Annotated in this window: 13 protein-coding genes and 1 tRNA gene; 6 read left to right on the top strand and 8 right to left on the bottom strand. The window is 66.6% G+C overall.

All coding sequences use genetic code 11. The features are described 5' to 3' along the window. Nucleotide 1: 1 nt before the first annotated feature. Genes VL52_RS09250 through VL52_RS09265 form a run of 4 tightly spaced genes read right to left on the bottom strand, consistent with a single transcriptional unit; the run spans nucleotide 2 to nucleotide 2,913 of the window. Nucleotides 2-940, bottom strand: a complete 939-nt coding sequence (locus tag VL52_RS09250) for a S49 family peptidase (RefSeq protein ID WP_046156761.1) — start codon at nucleotides 938-940, stop codon at nucleotides 2-4. 43 nt (nucleotides 941-983) lie between these two features. Continuing rightward, entirely contained in the window at nucleotides 984-1,343 is a 360-nt protein-coding gene (locus tag VL52_RS09255; protein WP_046156762.1) for a Rieske (2Fe-2S) protein, read from the bottom strand. After that, nucleotides 1,319-1,975: an HAD-IA family hydrolase gene (locus VL52_RS09260; protein WP_144408750.1), complete on the bottom strand. Its 657-nt coding sequence runs from the start codon at nucleotides 1,973-1,975 to the stop codon at nucleotides 1,319-1,321. Before VL52_RS09260 ends, VL52_RS09255 begins: the two co-directional genes overlap by 25 nt. Continuing rightward, entirely contained in the window at nucleotides 1,975-2,913 is a 939-nt protein-coding gene (locus tag VL52_RS09265) for an RluA family pseudouridine synthase (protein ID WP_046156764.1), read from the bottom strand. Before VL52_RS09265 ends, VL52_RS09260 begins: the two co-directional genes overlap by 1 nt. Before the next feature lie 526 nt (nucleotides 2,914-3,439). Between VL52_RS09265 and VL52_RS09270 the strand changes: the two genes are divergently transcribed. Both VL52_RS09270 and VL52_RS09275 read left to right on the top strand, forming a co-directional pair. After that, the gene (locus tag VL52_RS09270; RefSeq protein ID WP_046156765.1) at nucleotides 3,440-6,376 is read left to right on the top strand and encodes an Rne/Rng family ribonuclease; all 2,937 of its coding nucleotides are present in this window, start codon (nucleotides 3,440-3,442) and stop codon (nucleotides 6,374-6,376) included. 93 nt (nucleotides 6,377-6,469) lie between these two features. Then, nucleotides 6,470-6,545 (top strand) — tRNA-Asn (locus tag VL52_RS09275). A gap of 54 nt (nucleotides 6,546-6,599) precedes the next feature. Here VL52_RS09275 and VL52_RS09280 read toward each other — a convergent pair. Beyond that, nucleotides 6,600-7,502: a ferritin-like domain-containing protein gene (locus VL52_RS09280; RefSeq protein WP_046156766.1), complete on the bottom strand. Its 903-nt coding sequence runs from the start codon at nucleotides 7,500-7,502 to the stop codon at nucleotides 6,600-6,602. Nucleotides 7,503-7,844: 342 nt separating this feature from the next. Between VL52_RS09280 and VL52_RS09285 the strand changes: the two genes are divergently transcribed. The 3 genes from VL52_RS09285 (at nucleotide 7,845) to VL52_RS09295 (ending at nucleotide 11,115) form a co-directional block, all read left to right on the top strand. After that, entirely contained in the window at nucleotides 7,845-8,447 is a 603-nt protein-coding gene (locus VL52_RS09285; protein WP_046156767.1) for an undecaprenyl-diphosphatase, read from the top strand. Between the two features lie 46 nt (nucleotides 8,448-8,493). Next, a complete protein-coding gene (locus VL52_RS09290) occupies nucleotides 8,494-9,699 on the top strand; it encodes an MFS transporter (protein ID WP_235429253.1) in 1,206 nt (401 codons plus the stop codon). Nucleotides 9,700-9,822: 123 nt separating this feature from the next. After that, a complete protein-coding gene (locus VL52_RS09295) occupies nucleotides 9,823-11,115 on the top strand; it encodes an L-cysteine desulfidase family protein (RefSeq protein ID WP_046156769.1) in 1,293 nt (430 codons plus the stop codon). Between the two features lie 65 nt (nucleotides 11,116-11,180). Here VL52_RS09295 and VL52_RS09300 read toward each other — a convergent pair whose 3' ends face one another. Beyond that, a complete protein-coding gene (locus tag VL52_RS09300) occupies nucleotides 11,181-11,981 on the bottom strand; it encodes an AraC family transcriptional regulator (RefSeq protein ID WP_046156812.1) in 801 nt (266 codons plus the stop codon). 124 nt (nucleotides 11,982-12,105) lie between these two features. On the opposite strand from VL52_RS09300, the gene VL52_RS09305 reads away from it, so the two are divergent. Beyond that, on the top strand, nucleotides 12,106-13,254 hold the full coding sequence (locus VL52_RS09305) for an FAD-dependent oxidoreductase (protein ID WP_046156770.1): 1,149 nt from the start codon (nucleotides 12,106-12,108) through the stop codon (nucleotides 13,252-13,254). A gap of 2 nt (nucleotides 13,255-13,256) precedes the next feature. Here the strand turns inward: VL52_RS09305 and VL52_RS09310 are convergent, their stop codons facing one another. Together VL52_RS09310 and VL52_RS09315 are read right to left on the bottom strand one after the other, a co-directional pair. Then, entirely contained in the window at nucleotides 13,257-14,186 is a 930-nt protein-coding gene (locus tag VL52_RS09310) for a CysB family HTH-type transcriptional regulator (protein WP_046156771.1), read from the bottom strand. Continuing rightward, a complete protein-coding gene (locus VL52_RS09315) occupies nucleotides 14,183-15,253 on the bottom strand; it encodes a sulfate/molybdate ABC transporter ATP-binding protein (RefSeq protein WP_046156772.1) in 1,071 nt (356 codons plus the stop codon). Before VL52_RS09315 ends, VL52_RS09310 begins: the two co-directional genes overlap by 4 nt. Between the last annotated feature and the right edge of the window lies 1 nt (nucleotide 15,254).

Raw genomic sequence — 15,254 nt, forward strand, 5'->3', positions numbered from 1 at the left:
ATCAGAACAGCTGGGTGTCGAACAGCGATTTCACGCCGCCGGCGAATTCCACGCCGATGCGGCGCGCCACCCGGCTGGAGAAGTCGTCCTGCTGGGTGTAGTCCACAGTTTTTTCCGCCTTCACCATGTCGCGGGCCACCGAGGCCACGGTGCCGTAGCCGTCGGCCAAGCCCAGTGGAATGGCTTTTTCGCCCAGCCACACCATGCCGCTGAACATCTGCGGGTCTTTCTTCAGCCGGGGGCCGCGGCCGTTTTCCACCGCCTGGATGAACTGAGCGTGGATGTCGTCCAGCAGTTGCTGGCGGATGGCGTCGTGTTTGGGGTTGGGCGGGGAGAACGGGTCGCCCATCGCCTTGTTCTCGCCGGCGGTTTTCAGCCGGCGGTCTATGCCCAGCTTTTCCATCGCGCCGGTGAAGCCGAAGCCGTCGGACAGCACGCCGATGGAGCCGACGATGCTGGCCTTGTCGACGAAGATCTTGTCGGCGGCGGCGGCGATGTAGTAGCAGCCGGATGCGCAGACCTCGCTCACCACCACGTAGACCGGAATATCCGCGTGCTTTTTCTTCAGAAGCCGGATTTCATCGTAGACCATGCCCGACAGCACCGGGCTGCCGCCGGGGCTGTTGGCGTCGATGATCACGCCCTTGGTGTTCTTGTCGCGGAAGGCGTGATCCAGCGCCGAGATCATTTTTTTGCCGGTTTCATTCTCGCTGGTGATGGCGCCGTCCAGCTCGATCACTGCGGTGTGGCCGCCGCCGGCCAGGCCGACCGCGCTTTTTTCCTCGCTGCGCATGAACACGCTGGCGGCGATCATGCCGATGATGACCAACCAGGCCAGGCGGAAGAAGATTTTCCACTGCCGGCTGCGGCGCTGCTCCACCAGGGAGGCCGAGGCGAGCTTCTCCAGTAGTTGTCGTTCCCAGTTTTGGGTGTCGCTCATTTTTCGAATCTGCTCCAGGATAATCCCGTGAGTCTAGCAAAATTCAGGCTGCCATGACATTCAGCCAGACTTGGCCGTCTTCTTCGACGATATCCAGCGCCGTCAAGGATTGGCCGCGGCAGGGGCCCCAGGTGCAATAGCCGGTGTCGGGGCGGTAGCGCGCGCCGTGCATGCTGCAGATCAGGTAATGGCCGGAGAGATCGAATAGATTGCCGTCCTGCAGGTCCAGCTCCACCGGGATGTGGCGGCAGCGGTTCAGGTAGCCGTAAACCCGGCCGCGGTAGCGGATCACGAAGGCGGGCAGCGGATCGCCATCCGCCTGGGCGATCTCGAAGCGGCGGGCAAGGCCGCCGTCTTCCAGATCGGAGGAGCGGCAGATCAGCAGAGTCTGGGGAGCAGCCATGACGACAGCTCGGACAGCGAGTGGACGATGATGCGGGGCTCGCAGCTGATGAGCTCGGCGCTGTCGTGGGCGCCGTGGCTGATGCCGACGCCGTGGCTGCCGGCGTTTCGCGCCATCAGCAGGTCATGGCTGGTGTCGCCCACCATGACGGTGCGATCGAGCGCCACGCCGAACAGGTCGGTCAATTGCAGCAGCATGTCCGGGTGCGGCTTGGAGTGGCATTCGTCCACGGTGCGGGTGGCGTCGAACAGGTTTTTGATGCCGGCGGCCGCCAGCGCGCGGTCCAGGCCGGCGCGGCTGCTGCCTGTCGCGATGGCGACGAAAGCGCCGCAGGCGCGGATCGCCTCCAGCGTGTCGCGGGCGGCGTCGAACAGTGTGACGCGGTCGAGTCCGGACTGGTAATGGCGGCGAAAGGCGTCCACCAGTTCGGGCAAGCGGCCGGCTTGGTCCGGCGGGCAGAACTGCTGCATCGCCTCGGCCAGGCGCAGGCCGATCACGTGGCTGGCGGCCTCGCGGCCCGGCACCGGCAGGGCCAGGTCGCGGCAGGCCTGCTGGATGGCATTCACGATATGGGCGGTGGAGTCCATCAGGGTGCCGTCCCAGTCGAACACTACCAGATCGTATTCACGCATCAGCGCGGCTCCAGGGTTTTCAGGAATTTCTGCAGCTCCGGCGGCAGCGGGGCTTCCAGCTTGAGGGGCGCGCCGGTCAGCGGGTGCGGCAGCGTCAGGCTTCTGGCGTGCAGGAACATCCGCTTCAGTCCGCGCCGCGCCAGCTCCTTGTTCAGCGCGAAGTCGCCGTATTTTTCGTCGCCGGCTATCGCGCAGCCGTTGGCCTGCATGTGCACCCGGATCTGGTGGGTGCGGCCAGTGCGCAGATGCGCTTCGACCAAGGTAAATTCAGTGTAGCGCTGCTGGATGGCGAAGTTGGTGTGCGCGTATTGGCCGTCGTCGCCCTCGGCGACCTTCACCCGCCGCTCGCCGTCCGGAGTATGGAACTTGAACAGCGGCAGCTTCACCTGTTTGACGTTTTCCGGCCAGCGGCCGGCTGCCAACGCCAGGTAGCGCTTGTCCGGCACGTTGTCGCGCATCATGTCGTGAAGCTTGGTCAGCGCGGAGCGTTTCTTGGCCAGCATCAAGAGGCCTGATGTTTCGCGGTCCAGCCTGTGCACCAGTTCCAGGTAGCGCCATTCCGGGTGGGCGCGGCGCAATTGCTCGATCACGCCGAAGGACACGCCGCTGCCGCCGTGCACGGCCACGCCGGCGGGCTTGTCGATCACCAGCAGCGCGTCGTCTTCGTACACCACCGGGAAGGTGGCGGCGGGCACGTTTTTTTCCGCGCGCTCGGCGACGCGGATCGGCGGAATGCGCAATGTGTCGCCGGCCGCCACGCGGTAGCTGGCGTCGACGCGGCCCTTGTTCACCCGTACTTCGCCGGAGCGCAGAATGCGGTAGATATGGCTCTTGGGAACCCCTTTCAGCAGGCGTTGCAGGTAGTTGTCCAGCCGCTGGCCGGCATCTTCTGCGTCCACTTCAAGGAAGGTTACGGAATCTTTGCGAATGTCTGTCATATTGCTTATACTTATGGCGCTGCCTGCGGTGCGAATGCACCCAGAGCGGGCGGCGGTCGGAAACCAAGGTCACGGCCTGTTTAGCGTGATGCTGCTGCGGAAACCGAATAATGGCCGGCAGGGGCCAACTCCTGACCTGATGCCGTTTGCACAGCCGCAGCCAAGGTTAACTCGCTCACCGAAAAGTAGCGATGGTAATGCATTTATACGCATAACGCACTCACGAGTATTCCATCCCTTGATGCAAAGCCAGTCAGGGGATTTTGCAGCGAAGTTTGACCCGGCATGCCAGCCGTCCTGCAATGTTTGTCCCGCCTGGTAGGCGGGATCGGCGACAACGCCGATGCGCCGTTTGCGCACAGAATCGCTGGGCTGCATGTGACCAAAATCAGGAAGTCGGCTTTCATAGCAAATCAGCTTTTCTCGATCTTTACCTCGACACTTCTTTCGGAAAGCGCCCATTAATAGTCACTGGGCCGTCAAATACTGGCTGCATCCTTGCGTGAGTGCTGCGCAAGGAATGTAAATGAAACGTATGTTGTTCAATGCGACGCAAGCCGAAGAGCTGCGCGTCGCGATTGTCGACGGGCAGAAGCTCGTCGATCTCGATATCGAGACCGTAGGCAAGGAACAGCGCAAAGGCAATATCTACAAGGGTATCATCACCCGGATCGAGCCCTCGCTGGAAGCCTGCTTCGTCGATTACGGCACCGAGCGTCACGGCTTCCTGCCGTTCAAGGAAGTGTCCCGCTCCTATTTCCAGGGCTATGAGGGCGGCCGTCCGCGCATTCAGGACGTGCTGCGCGAAGGCATGGAAGTGGTGGTGCAGGTGGAGAAGGACGAGCGCGGCAACAAGGGAGCGGCGCTGACCACCTACATCAGCCTGGCCGGCCGCTACCTGGTGCTGATGCCGAACAACCCGCGCGGCGGCGGCGTGTCGCGCCGCATCGAGGGCGAAGAGCGCCAGGAACTGAAGGATCTGCTGTCGCAGCTGGAAGTGTCGCATGGCATGAGCCTGATCGCGCGCACCGCCGGCATCGGCCGCAATCTGGAAGAGCTGCAGTGGGACCTCGGTTACCTGATGCAGCTGTGGCGCGCCATCGAGGGCGCTGCCGGCGCGCAATCCGCGCCGTTCCTGATTCTGCAGGAAGGCAGTCTGGTGATCCGCGCGATCCGCGACTATTTCCATCCGGACATCGGCGAAGTGCTGATCGACACCGACGAAATCCACGATCAGGCCCGCCAGTTCATGAGCCATGTGATGCCGAACATGCTGTCGCGTGTGAAGGTGTACAAGGATCATGTGCCGCTGTTCTCCCGCTTCCAGATCGAGCACCAGATCGAAACCGCCTTCTCGCGCAGCGTGCAGCTGCCGTCCGGCGGCGCGATCGTGATCGACCATACCGAAGCGCTGGTCTCCATCGACGTGAACTCGGCTCGCGCCACCAAGGGCGCCGACATCGAGGAAACCGCGGTCAAGACCAACCTGGAAGCGGCGGAAGAGATCGCCCGCCAGCTGCGCTTGCGCGACTTGGGCGGCCTGGTGGTGATCGACTTCATCGACATGGAAAACCCGAAGAACCAGCGCGACGTGGAAAACCGCCTGCGCGACGTTCTGAAGCATGACCGCGCCCGCGTGCAGATGGGCAAGCTGTCCCGTTTCGGCCTGCTGGAACTGTCCCGCCAGCGCCTGCAGCCGTCCCTGGGCGAGACCAGCCACGAGCCATGTCCGCGCTGCCACGGCATCGGCTTCATCCGCGGCACCGAATCGTCGGCGCTGCACATCCTGCGCATCATCCAGGAAGAAGCGATGAAGGAAAACACCGGCGCGGTGCACGCGCAGGTGCCGGTCGACGTGGCCACCTTCCTGCTGAACGAGAAGCGCGCCGAGATCCACTCGATCGAAGAGCGCCTGGATGTCGACGTGGTGCTGATCCCGAACATCCATCTCGAAACCCCGCACTACAAGATCGTGCGCGTGCGCCACGACGACCTGGCCGAGCTGGGAGAAGCGCCGAGCTACAGCCGCGTCGAAGTGCAGGAAGAGGACGTGATCACCAATTTCGGCCAGGAAAAGCCGAAGGTGGAGCGTCAGGAGGCTGCGGTCAAGGGCATCACGCCGCAGCAGCCGGCCCCGAACGTGGAGGCCAAGCAGGCCAAGCCGGCCAAGCCCGCGGAGCAGGGCGGCCTGTTCGCCGGCATCGCGGCCTGGATCAAGAGCTTGTTCGCCGAGCCGGAAAAGGCGCCCGCGCAGGATGCCAAGAAAAAACCGGCGCCGGCCGCTTCGCGCAACAATGAGCAGCGCGGCAACCGCCAACGGCAGCAGGAGCGCCGCACCGGCGGCCAGGCCCGCCGCGAGCACGACCAGCGCCGTCATGTCCAGCAGGATGAGGGCAAGACCCGTCGCCAGGACGAGCGCAAGGATGGCGAACGCGTTGAGCGCGTAGAGCGCAAGGAAGCGCCGAGCCGCGAGCGTGAGGAGCGCAGCGAGCAGCCGCGCGAGCCGCGAGGCAACCGCCGCCGCGAGCCGCGTGAACCGCGCGAGCCCAAGGAAGTCCGCGAGCAGGCTCCGCGCGAAGAGCGCGTGAGCGAGAAGGCCGAGAAGCAGGACAAGCCGCAACAGGAGCCGCGTCGCCGCCAGGCGCCGGCAGCAGCTCCGGCTGAAGCCGTCGAAAAACCGGTGCAGGAAGAACTGCGTCTGGATGCCGAAGGCGAGCAAGCCGAGCAGGAGCGCGGCGAACGCCGCCGCCGCCGCAGCCGCCGCGATCGTCGCCGCGACAATCCGGAAGCTCAGCAGGACGGCGTTGCGGAAGCGGTTTCCGAGTCGCCGGCCGCGCCTGTCGCCGAAGCGGCGGGAGCCACTGTGGCCGCAGCCGTCGCAGCGGTAGTGGTAGAGTCGGCTGTGGAAGCAGTCGAGTCCAAGCCGCAGCTTGAGGTTGAAGCCAAGCCGGCGGTCGAGTCCGCTCCGGTCGAGCCGGTTGTCGCCGAGCAGCAAGCGCCGGTCGTCATCGTGGCCGAAGCTCAGCCTGAGGCTGTAGTGGTCGAGCCGGCGGTGGTTGTCGAAGCCGAGCAGGCTCCGGTTGCCGAGCCGGTGGCGGTGGCGGTGGAGCCGGTTGTCGAGGCGAAAGCCGAGGCTCAATCCGAGCTTGCCGCTCCGGAAGCGCTTGTTGTGGAAGAGGCCGCGCCAGTGGTGTTGGCGAAGGTGGAAGAGGCTCCGGTTGCGGAAGCGCCGGCGGTCAAGATCGAGGCGATTGCCGTCGAGTCGAAGCCGGTTGCTGTGGAGTCCAAGCCATTGGATCTGGGCGGCCTGGTGATGATCGCGACCAAGCCGGTGTCTCAGCAGCCCTCGGCGACGTCGGAGCCGGAGCTGCCGCAAGGCCCGCGCCGCCGCGATGTCGCCGCAGCTGACGCCGCGGTTGTAGAGCCGGTGCAACTGATGCAGGTCGAAACCCGCAACGGTTGAGCGTGATGCGGAGCGGAGAGGGCGGCGCCCTCTCCGCGGGCTTCATGTGTTGACAGCTGCGTTGATCTGAATTAGAATCGCTTTCTCTGATGTTCCCTGATAGCTCAGTTGGTAGAGCGACGGACTGTTAATCCGCAGGTCGCAGGTTCGAGCCCTGCTCGGGGAGCCAAGAATTCAAAAAAGCCCATGCGTTCGCGCATGGGCTTTTTGCGTTTCGCGCGGACTATCCGCTTGGCGCATGCGAGCCTGAATGGAAAGGGTCGCCGGCCGGATCGGCTGCGCCGGCGAAGCAAAGGCCGATGGGCGGAAGGGGCTGGGGATGTCCGGGCGCGATGACGATGGCCGGATTCATCAGGCCCGCAGCCAGCAGCCGGAGATCGAACAGCAGGTCCAGCGCATGCGCCATCGCTTGAGCGCGGCCGGCGAACGCGGCGTCCAGGTGGCTGAGAAAGTCGGCGTAGCATGCCGAAAAACGCGCCAGCAGCGCCTGCTCCGGGCTGCCGGGCGGGTAGTCGTCAAGACGGACATTGGCCGGCATCGGCCATACGCTGTCCGGATCAAAGCCGGGCGGGGAGTCTGACGCGGCGAAGGCGGCCAGCCCGTCGCAAAGCGGAGCATGATGGCTGGCCAATTCGTTGAGCGCGGCCAGCGCGTCGTCCAGCCCGCGGATGGCGGCGATCGGCGGGCCGGGGGGATAATCGAGCGCCTGGCTGCGCCTGGCGTCGAAATTCAGCTGTTTATGACATTGTTGGAACCCTTCCCGCAAGGAAAGGTAAAAGCCGGCCGATCCGGCATGTCTGTTTTCGCCATCGCGAGAGAGCGCGATCTGCGGCAGCAGAACATCGCGAAGCAGACGGGGGCTGAACGGTTCTATGCCCATGGCCGGCGCCTCCGGCGCCAGCGGCGGCGATGACGGGTAAGCCGGCGCAAAGCCGGGCAGCGCCACGCGCGGCTGTCCGCCGATGGCGATCTGCAGGTTGGCGGCCAGCGCCATCCGCCGCATCTGCGACGCGATCGCCTCCTCAAGCAGAATGGACAGCGCGCGGTTGGCCGCGGGCTTCAGCGACAGCCAAGCGGCGAGCAGGGGTGGGATCAGGCTATGTTCGCGCCGCAGCGCCTGCTGCAACAGGGAAGGGAGCCTGTCGGCGAAGGCAGGCTTTGTATGTCGCGGACGCCGGCCTGCTGCGCCGTTGCTTGCCGGAGGGGGCGGTGCGATACGCTCATGCCGGATTTTCCTTGAGAGAGGGACGCGCCGCTACTGGCGTCGCCAACGGAGGAAGCATGGCGGCGCGGTTTCCCCGCTGGGAACTGTTCTTTGGTGTAGACGGCGCTGCGCGCCCGATAGGCGCGGCATGGAATGTCGTTGGTATTTTTATGGGAGGGGGAACCAAACCGCCGCCATTCGCCCTAATATGTCGTTTTTGTTACGAGTCTTCGCGCCCGTGCGGCCGCGTTTCACTGCAAGCCGATGCCCCAAATCGAAATCCTGAATCAATCGTTGTTCCTGCTGATCAACGCTACGCCGGAAACCTCTCCGCTGGCCATCAAACTGGCCGCCTTTATCGCCCAGGACGTCATGCGCCTGCTGCCGCTGTGGCTGGCCGCGCTGTGGCTGTGGGGCCGGCCGGCTCTGCGCGACGTCATTCTGAAATCGGTGGCGCTGACGGTTGTGGCCTTGCTCGGGAATTGGCTGATCGGCCTGGCCTGGCCGCATCCGCGGCCGTTCGCCATCCCGCTTGGCCATACTTTCCTGCTGCATGATGCCACGCCGTCCTTCCCCAGCAATCACGGCACCATTTTCGCAATGATGGCTTTGTGCTGGTGCTTCAGCCCGGCGCGTGGCTGGGGCTGGTTGCTGGCGATCGCCGGCGCGGCGGTGGCCTGGTCAAGGGTATTCCTCGGCGTGCATTTCCCGCTGGACATGCTGGGCGCCTTGCTGGCATCCGTTTTCTGGTACGCTGCCTTGTCGCCGCTGTGGTCGCGCAAAGGCGAAGCCTTGACCGAGTCGCTGGAGTCGCTGTACCGCCAGTTGTTGGCCAAACCGATCGCCGCCGGGCTGATCAGGCGCTGAGCTCGCCTGGTGCTCCCGGCGACGCGCGATGCCGACGGGAGCTTTCGTGCCGCAATCTTCCACTCCGTTTTCCACTGCTCGCCCGGCCATGCCGCGCGGCGTCTGGGTTCTGGGCGTCGTCAGCCTGCTGATGGATGTTTCGTCCGAGTTGGCGCACAGCCTGCTGCCGCTGTTTCTGGCCGGCACCCTGGGCGTGCCGGTGCTGGCCATCGGCCTGATCGAGGGCGTGGCCGAGGCCACCTCGCTGATCTGCAAGGTGTTCTCTGGCACATTCAGCGACTGGTTGGGCAAACGCAAGCCCCTGCTTTTGCTGGGCTACGGCCTGGCGGCTTTCTCCAAACCGCTGTTTCCCCTAGCCGACTCCGCCTCCACCGTGCTGTTCGCGCGCTTTGTCGACCGCGTGGGCAAGGGCGTGCGCGGCGCGCCGCGCGACGCGTTGATCGCCGACATCACGCCGCCGGACATCCGCGGCGCGGCTTTCGGCCTGCGCCAGAGCATGGACACCGTCGGCGCGGTGCTTGGTCCGCTGCTGGCGATCGGCCTGATGCTTCTTTACCGCGACGATATCCGCAGCGCGCTATGGTGGTCGCTGCCGCCGGCGCTGCTGGCGGTGGCCGCCATCTGGCTGTGGGTGCGGGAGCCGGCAGAGCATGGCGAGGCGCGCGCGCCTGCCTTTCTGTTCAGCCGAGCTGTCTTTTCTCAATTTTCAGCAGGCTTCTGGGGCGTGGCCGGGCTGGGCGCGGTGTTCACGCTGGCGCGCTTCAGCGAGGCCTTCCTGGTGCTGCGCGGTGCGCAGCTGGGCTTGCCGCTGGCCTGGGCGCCGCTGACGATGGTGGCGATGTCGGCCAGCTACGCGCTCAGCGCCTATCCGCTGGGCTGGCTGTCGGACCATGTCAGCCGCGCGCGGCTGCTGCAGTTGTCCCTGCTGTTGCTGATAGCGGCCGATCTGGCGTTGGGAGCGGCCGCGGGGCCGGCGATGTTGCTGGCGGGCGCGCTGCTATGGGGCCTGCATCTGGGCTGCAGCCAGGGTTTGTTGTCGGCGCTGGTGGCCCAGACCGCGCCGCCTGGCCTGGCGGGATCGGCATTCGGCTTGTTCAACCTGATCTGCGGCGCGGCGACGCTGTTGGCCAGCGCGCTTGCCGGCGCTTTGTGGCAGGCCTGGGGCGCGGCTGCGGCCTTTCACGGCGGCGCGGCGTTCGCGGCGGCGGCCTTGCTGCTCGGCCTGGTTTTGCGCCCACTGAGACAGTTCTGATGTGGAGTGTTTTGACTGTGCGCACATTGCCTGTTTTTTAAGCGCACAAAACGACAAGTTGATGGTAAAGTAAATGTAAAGTTATTTGCTTATATCAATTTGTTATGTGTCGGCGGAGTGAGCATGTCTGAACGTGAAGTTAGGTTGTGGCCGGAATTCGTCAAGGCCCTGAAACAGGAAGTGGTGCCGGCCCTGGGCTGCACCGAGCCGATTTCGCTGGCGCTGGCCGCCGCGCTGGCGACCCGCGAGCTGGGCAAGGCGCCGGAGCGCATCGACGCCTGGGTATCGGCCAACCTGATGAAGAACGGCATGGGCGTGACCGTGCCCGGCACCGGCACCGTCGGCCTGCCGATCGCGGCCGCCGTCGGCGCGCTGGGCGGCGACCCGGACGCCAAGCTGGAAGTGCTGAAGAATCTGACCATCGAGCAGGTGGCCGCCGGCAAGCGGATGCTGGCAGACGGCAAGGTCAAGCTGGGCGTGGCCGCGGTGCCCAACATCCTGTACGCCGAGGCCTGTGTCTGGCATGGCGACGAGTGCGCGCGCGTCGCCATCGCCGACGCCCACACCAATGTGATCAAGATCGAGCTCAACGGCGAAGTGAAGCTGAAGCGCGAAGCCGCCGACGCCAAGCCGGTGGAAAGCTACGATCTGGGCGACGCCACCGCGCGCGACGTCTACGAGTTCGCGATGCGCGCGCCGCTGGACAGCATCGCCTTCATCCACGACGCGGCGGTGCTGAACAGCGCGCTGGCCGACGAGGGCATGAGCGGCAAGTACGGCCTGCACATCGGCGCCACGCTGCAGCGGCAGATCGAGGCCGGCCTGTTGTCCGAGGGCCTGCTGTCCAACATCCTCACCCGCACCACCGCCGCGTCCGACGCGCGCATGGGCGGCGCCACGCTGCCGGCGATGAGCAATTCCGGCTCCGGCAACCAAGGCATCGCCGCGACCATGCCGGTGGTGGCGGTCGCCGAGCACGTCAAGGCCGACCAGGAAACTCTGATCCGCGCGCTGGCGCTGTCGCACCTGATCGCCGTCTACATCCACACCCGCTTGCCGAAGCTGTCGGCGCTGTGCGCGGTCACCACCGCGTCGATGGGCGCGGCGGCCGGCATGGCCCAGCTGCTGAATGGCGGCTACCCGGCGGTCAGCATGGCGATCTCCAGCATGATCGGCGATCTGGCCGGCATGATCTGCGACGGCGCGTCCAATAGCTGCGCGATGAAGGTCTCCACCTCGGCCGGTTCCGGCTACAAGGCGGTGCTGATGGCGCTGGACGGCACCCGCGTCACCGGCAACGAGGGCATCGTCGCCCACGACGTGGACGTGTCCATCGCCAACCTGGGCAAGCTGGCTACCCAGGGCATGGCTCAGACCGACACCCAGATCCTGCAGATCATGATGGACAAGCGCTGAGCGCGGTTCAGCACGATGCGACAAGCCCGGCGACGCCGGGCTTTTTTCTTGCCGCGCGGCGGGTTTCAACGGGAAGCCAGGTATTGCGCCGGCGGCGCGCCCAGCGCGCGGCGGAACATGGCGATGAAGTTGCTGGGCGAGGCGTAGTCCAGCGCGTCCGACACTTGGGCGACGGTGCGGCCGGACGCCAGTTGTTCCATCGCCCATACCAGCTGCGCCTGCTGCCGCCAGCGGGTGAAGCTCATGCCGGTATCGGCCTGGATCAGCCGGCGCAGGCTGCGGCCGGACAGCGCGCCCCGCGCGGCCCATTCTTCCGCTGAATAGTTTGCGGCCGGGTCGGCCAGCATCGCGCTGGCGATCTTCTGCAGCCGCGGATCGGACGGCATCGGCAGATGCAGCGCTTCGCGGGCCGCTTGCCGGATCTCGTCGAGGATGACGGCGGCGATGCGCCGCTGTTCCGGCTGATGCGGCGCATCGGGCCGCCATGAGGCCGCCCGCCGCACCAGCTCCCGCAGCAGCGGCGAGATGGCCAGCACGCAGGGCTGGGACGGCAGCAGGCCGCAACAGCTGGGCAGCAGAAACACGCTCCAGCCGTTCAATGCGCCGCTGACGCGCACCCGGTGCGGCGTGTCCGGCGGCAGGTAACCGGCGCGGTGCGGCGGCAGCAGCCAGGAGCCGCGCGGCGTCTGGACGTGGATCAGCCCGTCGCTCACGCAAAACAGCTGGGCGCGAGCATGCCGGTGCCAGTCGTATTCGCGGGCGCCCAGCCGGTATTCGCGGCCGGCCTCGTCGCCGCCGTTGAGCGCGATCAGCTCCGGGCCTTCCAGCCATTCGCTGAAGTTGGTGGGAGTGGGGGTCGATTCCATGCTGGCCATTATTCACTATTTCTTGTCCAGATAGCGCTATATCGATGATTCCGACTGGCCCGACAATGATGGCGCGGGGCTTGGCGTGGCTTGCCGCCGCATTCATCTGAAACGGAGAGTCATCATGAGCAGCGTGATCATTGTCGGCGGCGGCATCGGCGGTCTATGTCTGGCGCAGGGGCTGGAGCGGGCGGGCATCGAGTTCGAGGTGCTGGAGGCGGATGCGGGACCGCAGGTCAGGGACCAGGGTTACCGCTTGCGGATAGACGCGATGGGCCAGCGCGCCTTGCGCCAGTGCCTGCCGCCGGAATTGTTCGAGTTGTTCCGCGCCAGCTGCGCGGTCAGCGGGCCGGCGCGCTTCGTCGATCCGCAGATGAATCCCTTGCCGGGCCGGCGGCCGGAGAGCTGGCGGAAAAACGCCGGCGCGGGCCAGGCAAACGGCGACTTGAGCGCGGATCGGCAGGTGTTGCGCGACATTCTGAGCCACGGCCTGGAGGCGCGCATCCGCTGGGGGCGGAGGGCGAGGAGATTTGAGCGTGGCGGCGATGGCGTCGTCGTGCACTGTGCCGACGGCGCTGAACACCAGGCGGATCTGGCCGTGGCCGCCGACGGCCTGCATTCGCCGCTGCGCCGGCAATGGCTGCCGCAGGCGGAGCCGGAAGCGATCGGCGCGCTGAATCTTTACGGCAAGGCCGCGCTGGGCGGCGTCGATCCAGCCTTGCTGGACGGTCCGACCGTGGTGTTCGCCGATGGCTTCACGCTGGTGATCGAGCCGATGCGTTTCCGCGCGCCGATGGAAACGCTGGCGGCGCTGCATGCGCCGGATTGCCGGCTGAGTCCGGCGGCGGACTACGTCTACTGGGCGCTGTTCGGCAGGATGGAGTGCCTGGGAGGGACATTCGAGGAAGCGGGCGGCAGCTTGCGCCGGCGCGTCGAGGACGCTGCGCGCGGCTTGCATCCGAGCCTGTCTGCCTTGCTGGCGAGGACCGAGCCGGAAACGATCAAGGGTCGGGAGGTGAGGATGGCGAGCCATGTGCCGATGTGGCCGACCGGGCGGCTGACCGCGCTGGGAGACGCCATCCACGCGATGAGTCCGGCCGGAGGCGTCGGCGCCAACACCGCGCTGGCCGACGCGGCGATGCTGGCGGCCTGCCTGGCCGAAGGCGATGTCGGCCAGGCTGTCGCCCGTTACGAGGCCGAGATGCGGGGCCGGGCCGAGCAGGCGCTGGCGGCGACGCGCGCCGGGACCGAGCGCCTGCTGCGGCGCGCTTGAGTCTACTCCTGCGTCGCCGGGCTCAGCGCCTGGCGAACGCTCTGCTCGTTCAGCGCCGGCGCGCACAGCTCGATGAAGCGGTAGGCGTAGCTGCGCAGATAGTGGCCGCGGCGGATGGCGATGCGGCTGGTCTGCTGGCCGAACAGCGGCGGCCCGTCCACTACTTTGACGCCGGCGTCGCGGCGCGGATCCACGGCCATCGAGGCGACGATGCCGACGCCCAGCTCCAGCTCGACGTAGGTCTTGATCACGTCGGCGTCCAGCGCCGCCATCACGATGTCGGGCGCCAGGCCGGCCTCGGCGAAGGTGTTGTCTATCTTGGCCCGGCCGGTGAAGCCGTGGTGGTAGGTGACGATGGGGTGCTCGGCCAGCGCGTCCAGCGTCAGAGGCTCGCGGTGCAGCGGATGCTCGGGCGGGGCGATCACGCAGTGGTGCCAGCTGTAGTAGGGGAAGGACACCAGTTCCGACACCTCGGTCACCGCTTCGGTGGCGATGCCGATGTCGGCGTCGCCGGCCAGCAGCAGCCGCACCAGCTCTTCCGGGCTGGCCTGGTGCAGCACCAGGTGCACGCGGGGGAAGGCGCGCTTGAACTCGGTCACCACCTGCGGCAGCGCGTAGCGCGCCTGGGTGTGGGTGGTGGCGATGGTCAGCTGGCCTTCGTCGCGCAGGCTGAACTGCTGCGCCAGGCGTTTGATGTTGCCGGCGTCCAGCAGCATGCGCTCGACGATGGTCAGCAGCTCCTTGCCCGGATCGGTCAGGCCGAGGAAGCGCTTGCCCTTGCGGATGAACAGCTCCACGCCCAGTTCGTCCTCCAGGTCCTTGATGTGCTTGCTGACGCCGGATTGGGAGGTGAACAGCGCGTTGGCCACCTCGGTCAGATTGAAGCCCTGGCGCACAGTCTCGCGGATGATGCGCAGTTGCTGGAAGTTCATGCCTTTTCTCCTTCCGCGGCGAACACGCGTGCGGCGCGCGCCTGCAGCCGCACCGCCTGTCCGACGGCGAGATCGGCCAGCAGGGGCGCGTCGGCCGGCAGTTCGGCGTCGAAGGATTGGCCGGCCAGCTCGTCGCGGCCCTCCAGTTCGATGCGGGACAGCCCGCCCAGCGTCAGCACCCGCTGCACCCGCGCCGGCAGGCCGGCGCCGTGTTCCGGCAGAATGGCCAGCTCGTGCGGACGGATGAAGGCCTCCACCGGCTGGCCGTGCGGCAGCTGGTGGTCGGCGGCCAGCGTCTGCCCGCCGACGGCCACCGCGCCGGCGGCGCTGACGCCGCGGACGCGGTTGGCGCTGCCGAGGAAGCCGTAGACGAAGGCGCTGGCCGGTTGGCCGTACACTTCGGCCGGCGAGCCGATCTGCTCCACCTTGCCGTGGTTCATCAGCACCACCCGGTCCGCCACTTCCAGGGCTTCTTCCTGGTCGTGGGTGACGAAGATCGAGGTGATGTGCAGCTCGTCGTGCAGCTTGCGCAGCCAGCGACGCAATTCCTTGCGCACCTTGGCGTCCAGCGCGCCGAACGGCTCGTCCAGCAGCAGCACGCGCGGCTCCACCGCCAGCGCGCGGGCCAGGGCGATGCGCTGGCGCTGGCCGCCGGACAGCTGGGCCGGCAGGCGGTCGGCCAGCCAGTCCAGCTGCACCAGGTCCAGCAGCGCGTGCACCTTGCGCGCGATCTCGGCTTCGGACGGGCGCTCGCGGCGCGGCTTCATCCTGAGGCCGAAGGCGACGTTGTCGAACACGCTCATGTGGCGGAACAGCGCGTAGTGCTGGAACACGAAGCCCACCTGGCGCTCGCGCACGTGGGTGGCGGAGGCGTCCTGGCCGTCCAGCAGCACGCGGCCGGCATCGGCCTGCTCCAGGCCGGCGATGATGCGCAGCAGCGTGGTCTTGCCGCAGCCGGACGGGCCCAGCAATGCCACCAGCTCGCCGCCGGGGAAGTTGAGGCTGACGTCGTCCAGCGCGGCGAAGTCGCCGAAGGCCTTGCGGATGTTTTCTACTTGTATGCTCATC

This window comes from Chromobacterium vaccinii (assembly GCF_000971335.1).
GTDB lineage: Bacteria > Pseudomonadota > Gammaproteobacteria > Burkholderiales > Chromobacteriaceae > Chromobacterium > Chromobacterium vaccinii.

Bases quoted from the DNA above. Each gene is read 5' to 3' on its own strand.
- VL52_RS09250 (WP_046156761.1), bottom strand. From the start codon at position 940: ATGAGCGACACCCAAAACTGGGAACGACAACTACTGGAGAAGCTCGCC.
- VL52_RS09255 (WP_046156762.1), bottom strand. From the start codon at position 1,343: ATGGCTGCTCCCCAGACTCTGCTGATCTGCCGCTCCTCCGATCTGGAA.
- VL52_RS09260 (WP_144408750.1), bottom strand. From the start codon at position 1,975: ATGCGTGAATACGATCTGGTAGTGTTCGACTGGGACGGCACCCTGATG.
- VL52_RS09265 (WP_046156764.1), bottom strand. From the start codon at position 2,913: ATGACAGACATTCGCAAAGATTCCGTAACCTTCCTTGAAGTGGACGCA.
- VL52_RS09270 (WP_046156765.1), top strand. From the start codon at position 3,440: ATGAAACGTATGTTGTTCAATGCGACGCAAGCCGAAGAGCTGCGCGTC.
- VL52_RS09285 (WP_046156767.1), top strand. From the start codon at position 7,845: ATGCCCCAAATCGAAATCCTGAATCAATCGTTGTTCCTGCTGATCAAC.
- VL52_RS09295 (WP_046156769.1), top strand. From the start codon at position 9,823: ATGTCTGAACGTGAAGTTAGGTTGTGGCCGGAATTCGTCAAGGCCCTG.
- VL52_RS09300 (WP_046156812.1), bottom strand. From the start codon at position 11,981: ATGGAATCGACCCCCACTCCCACCAACTTCAGCGAATGGCTGGAAGGC.
- VL52_RS09305 (WP_046156770.1), top strand. From the start codon at position 12,106: ATGAGCAGCGTGATCATTGTCGGCGGCGGCATCGGCGGTCTATGTCTG.
- VL52_RS09310 (WP_046156771.1), bottom strand. From the start codon at position 14,186: ATGAACTTCCAGCAACTGCGCATCATCCGCGAGACTGTGCGCCAGGGC.
- VL52_RS09315 (WP_046156772.1), bottom strand. From the start codon at position 15,253: ATGAGCATACAAGTAGAAAACATCCGCAAGGCCTTCGGCGACTTCGCC.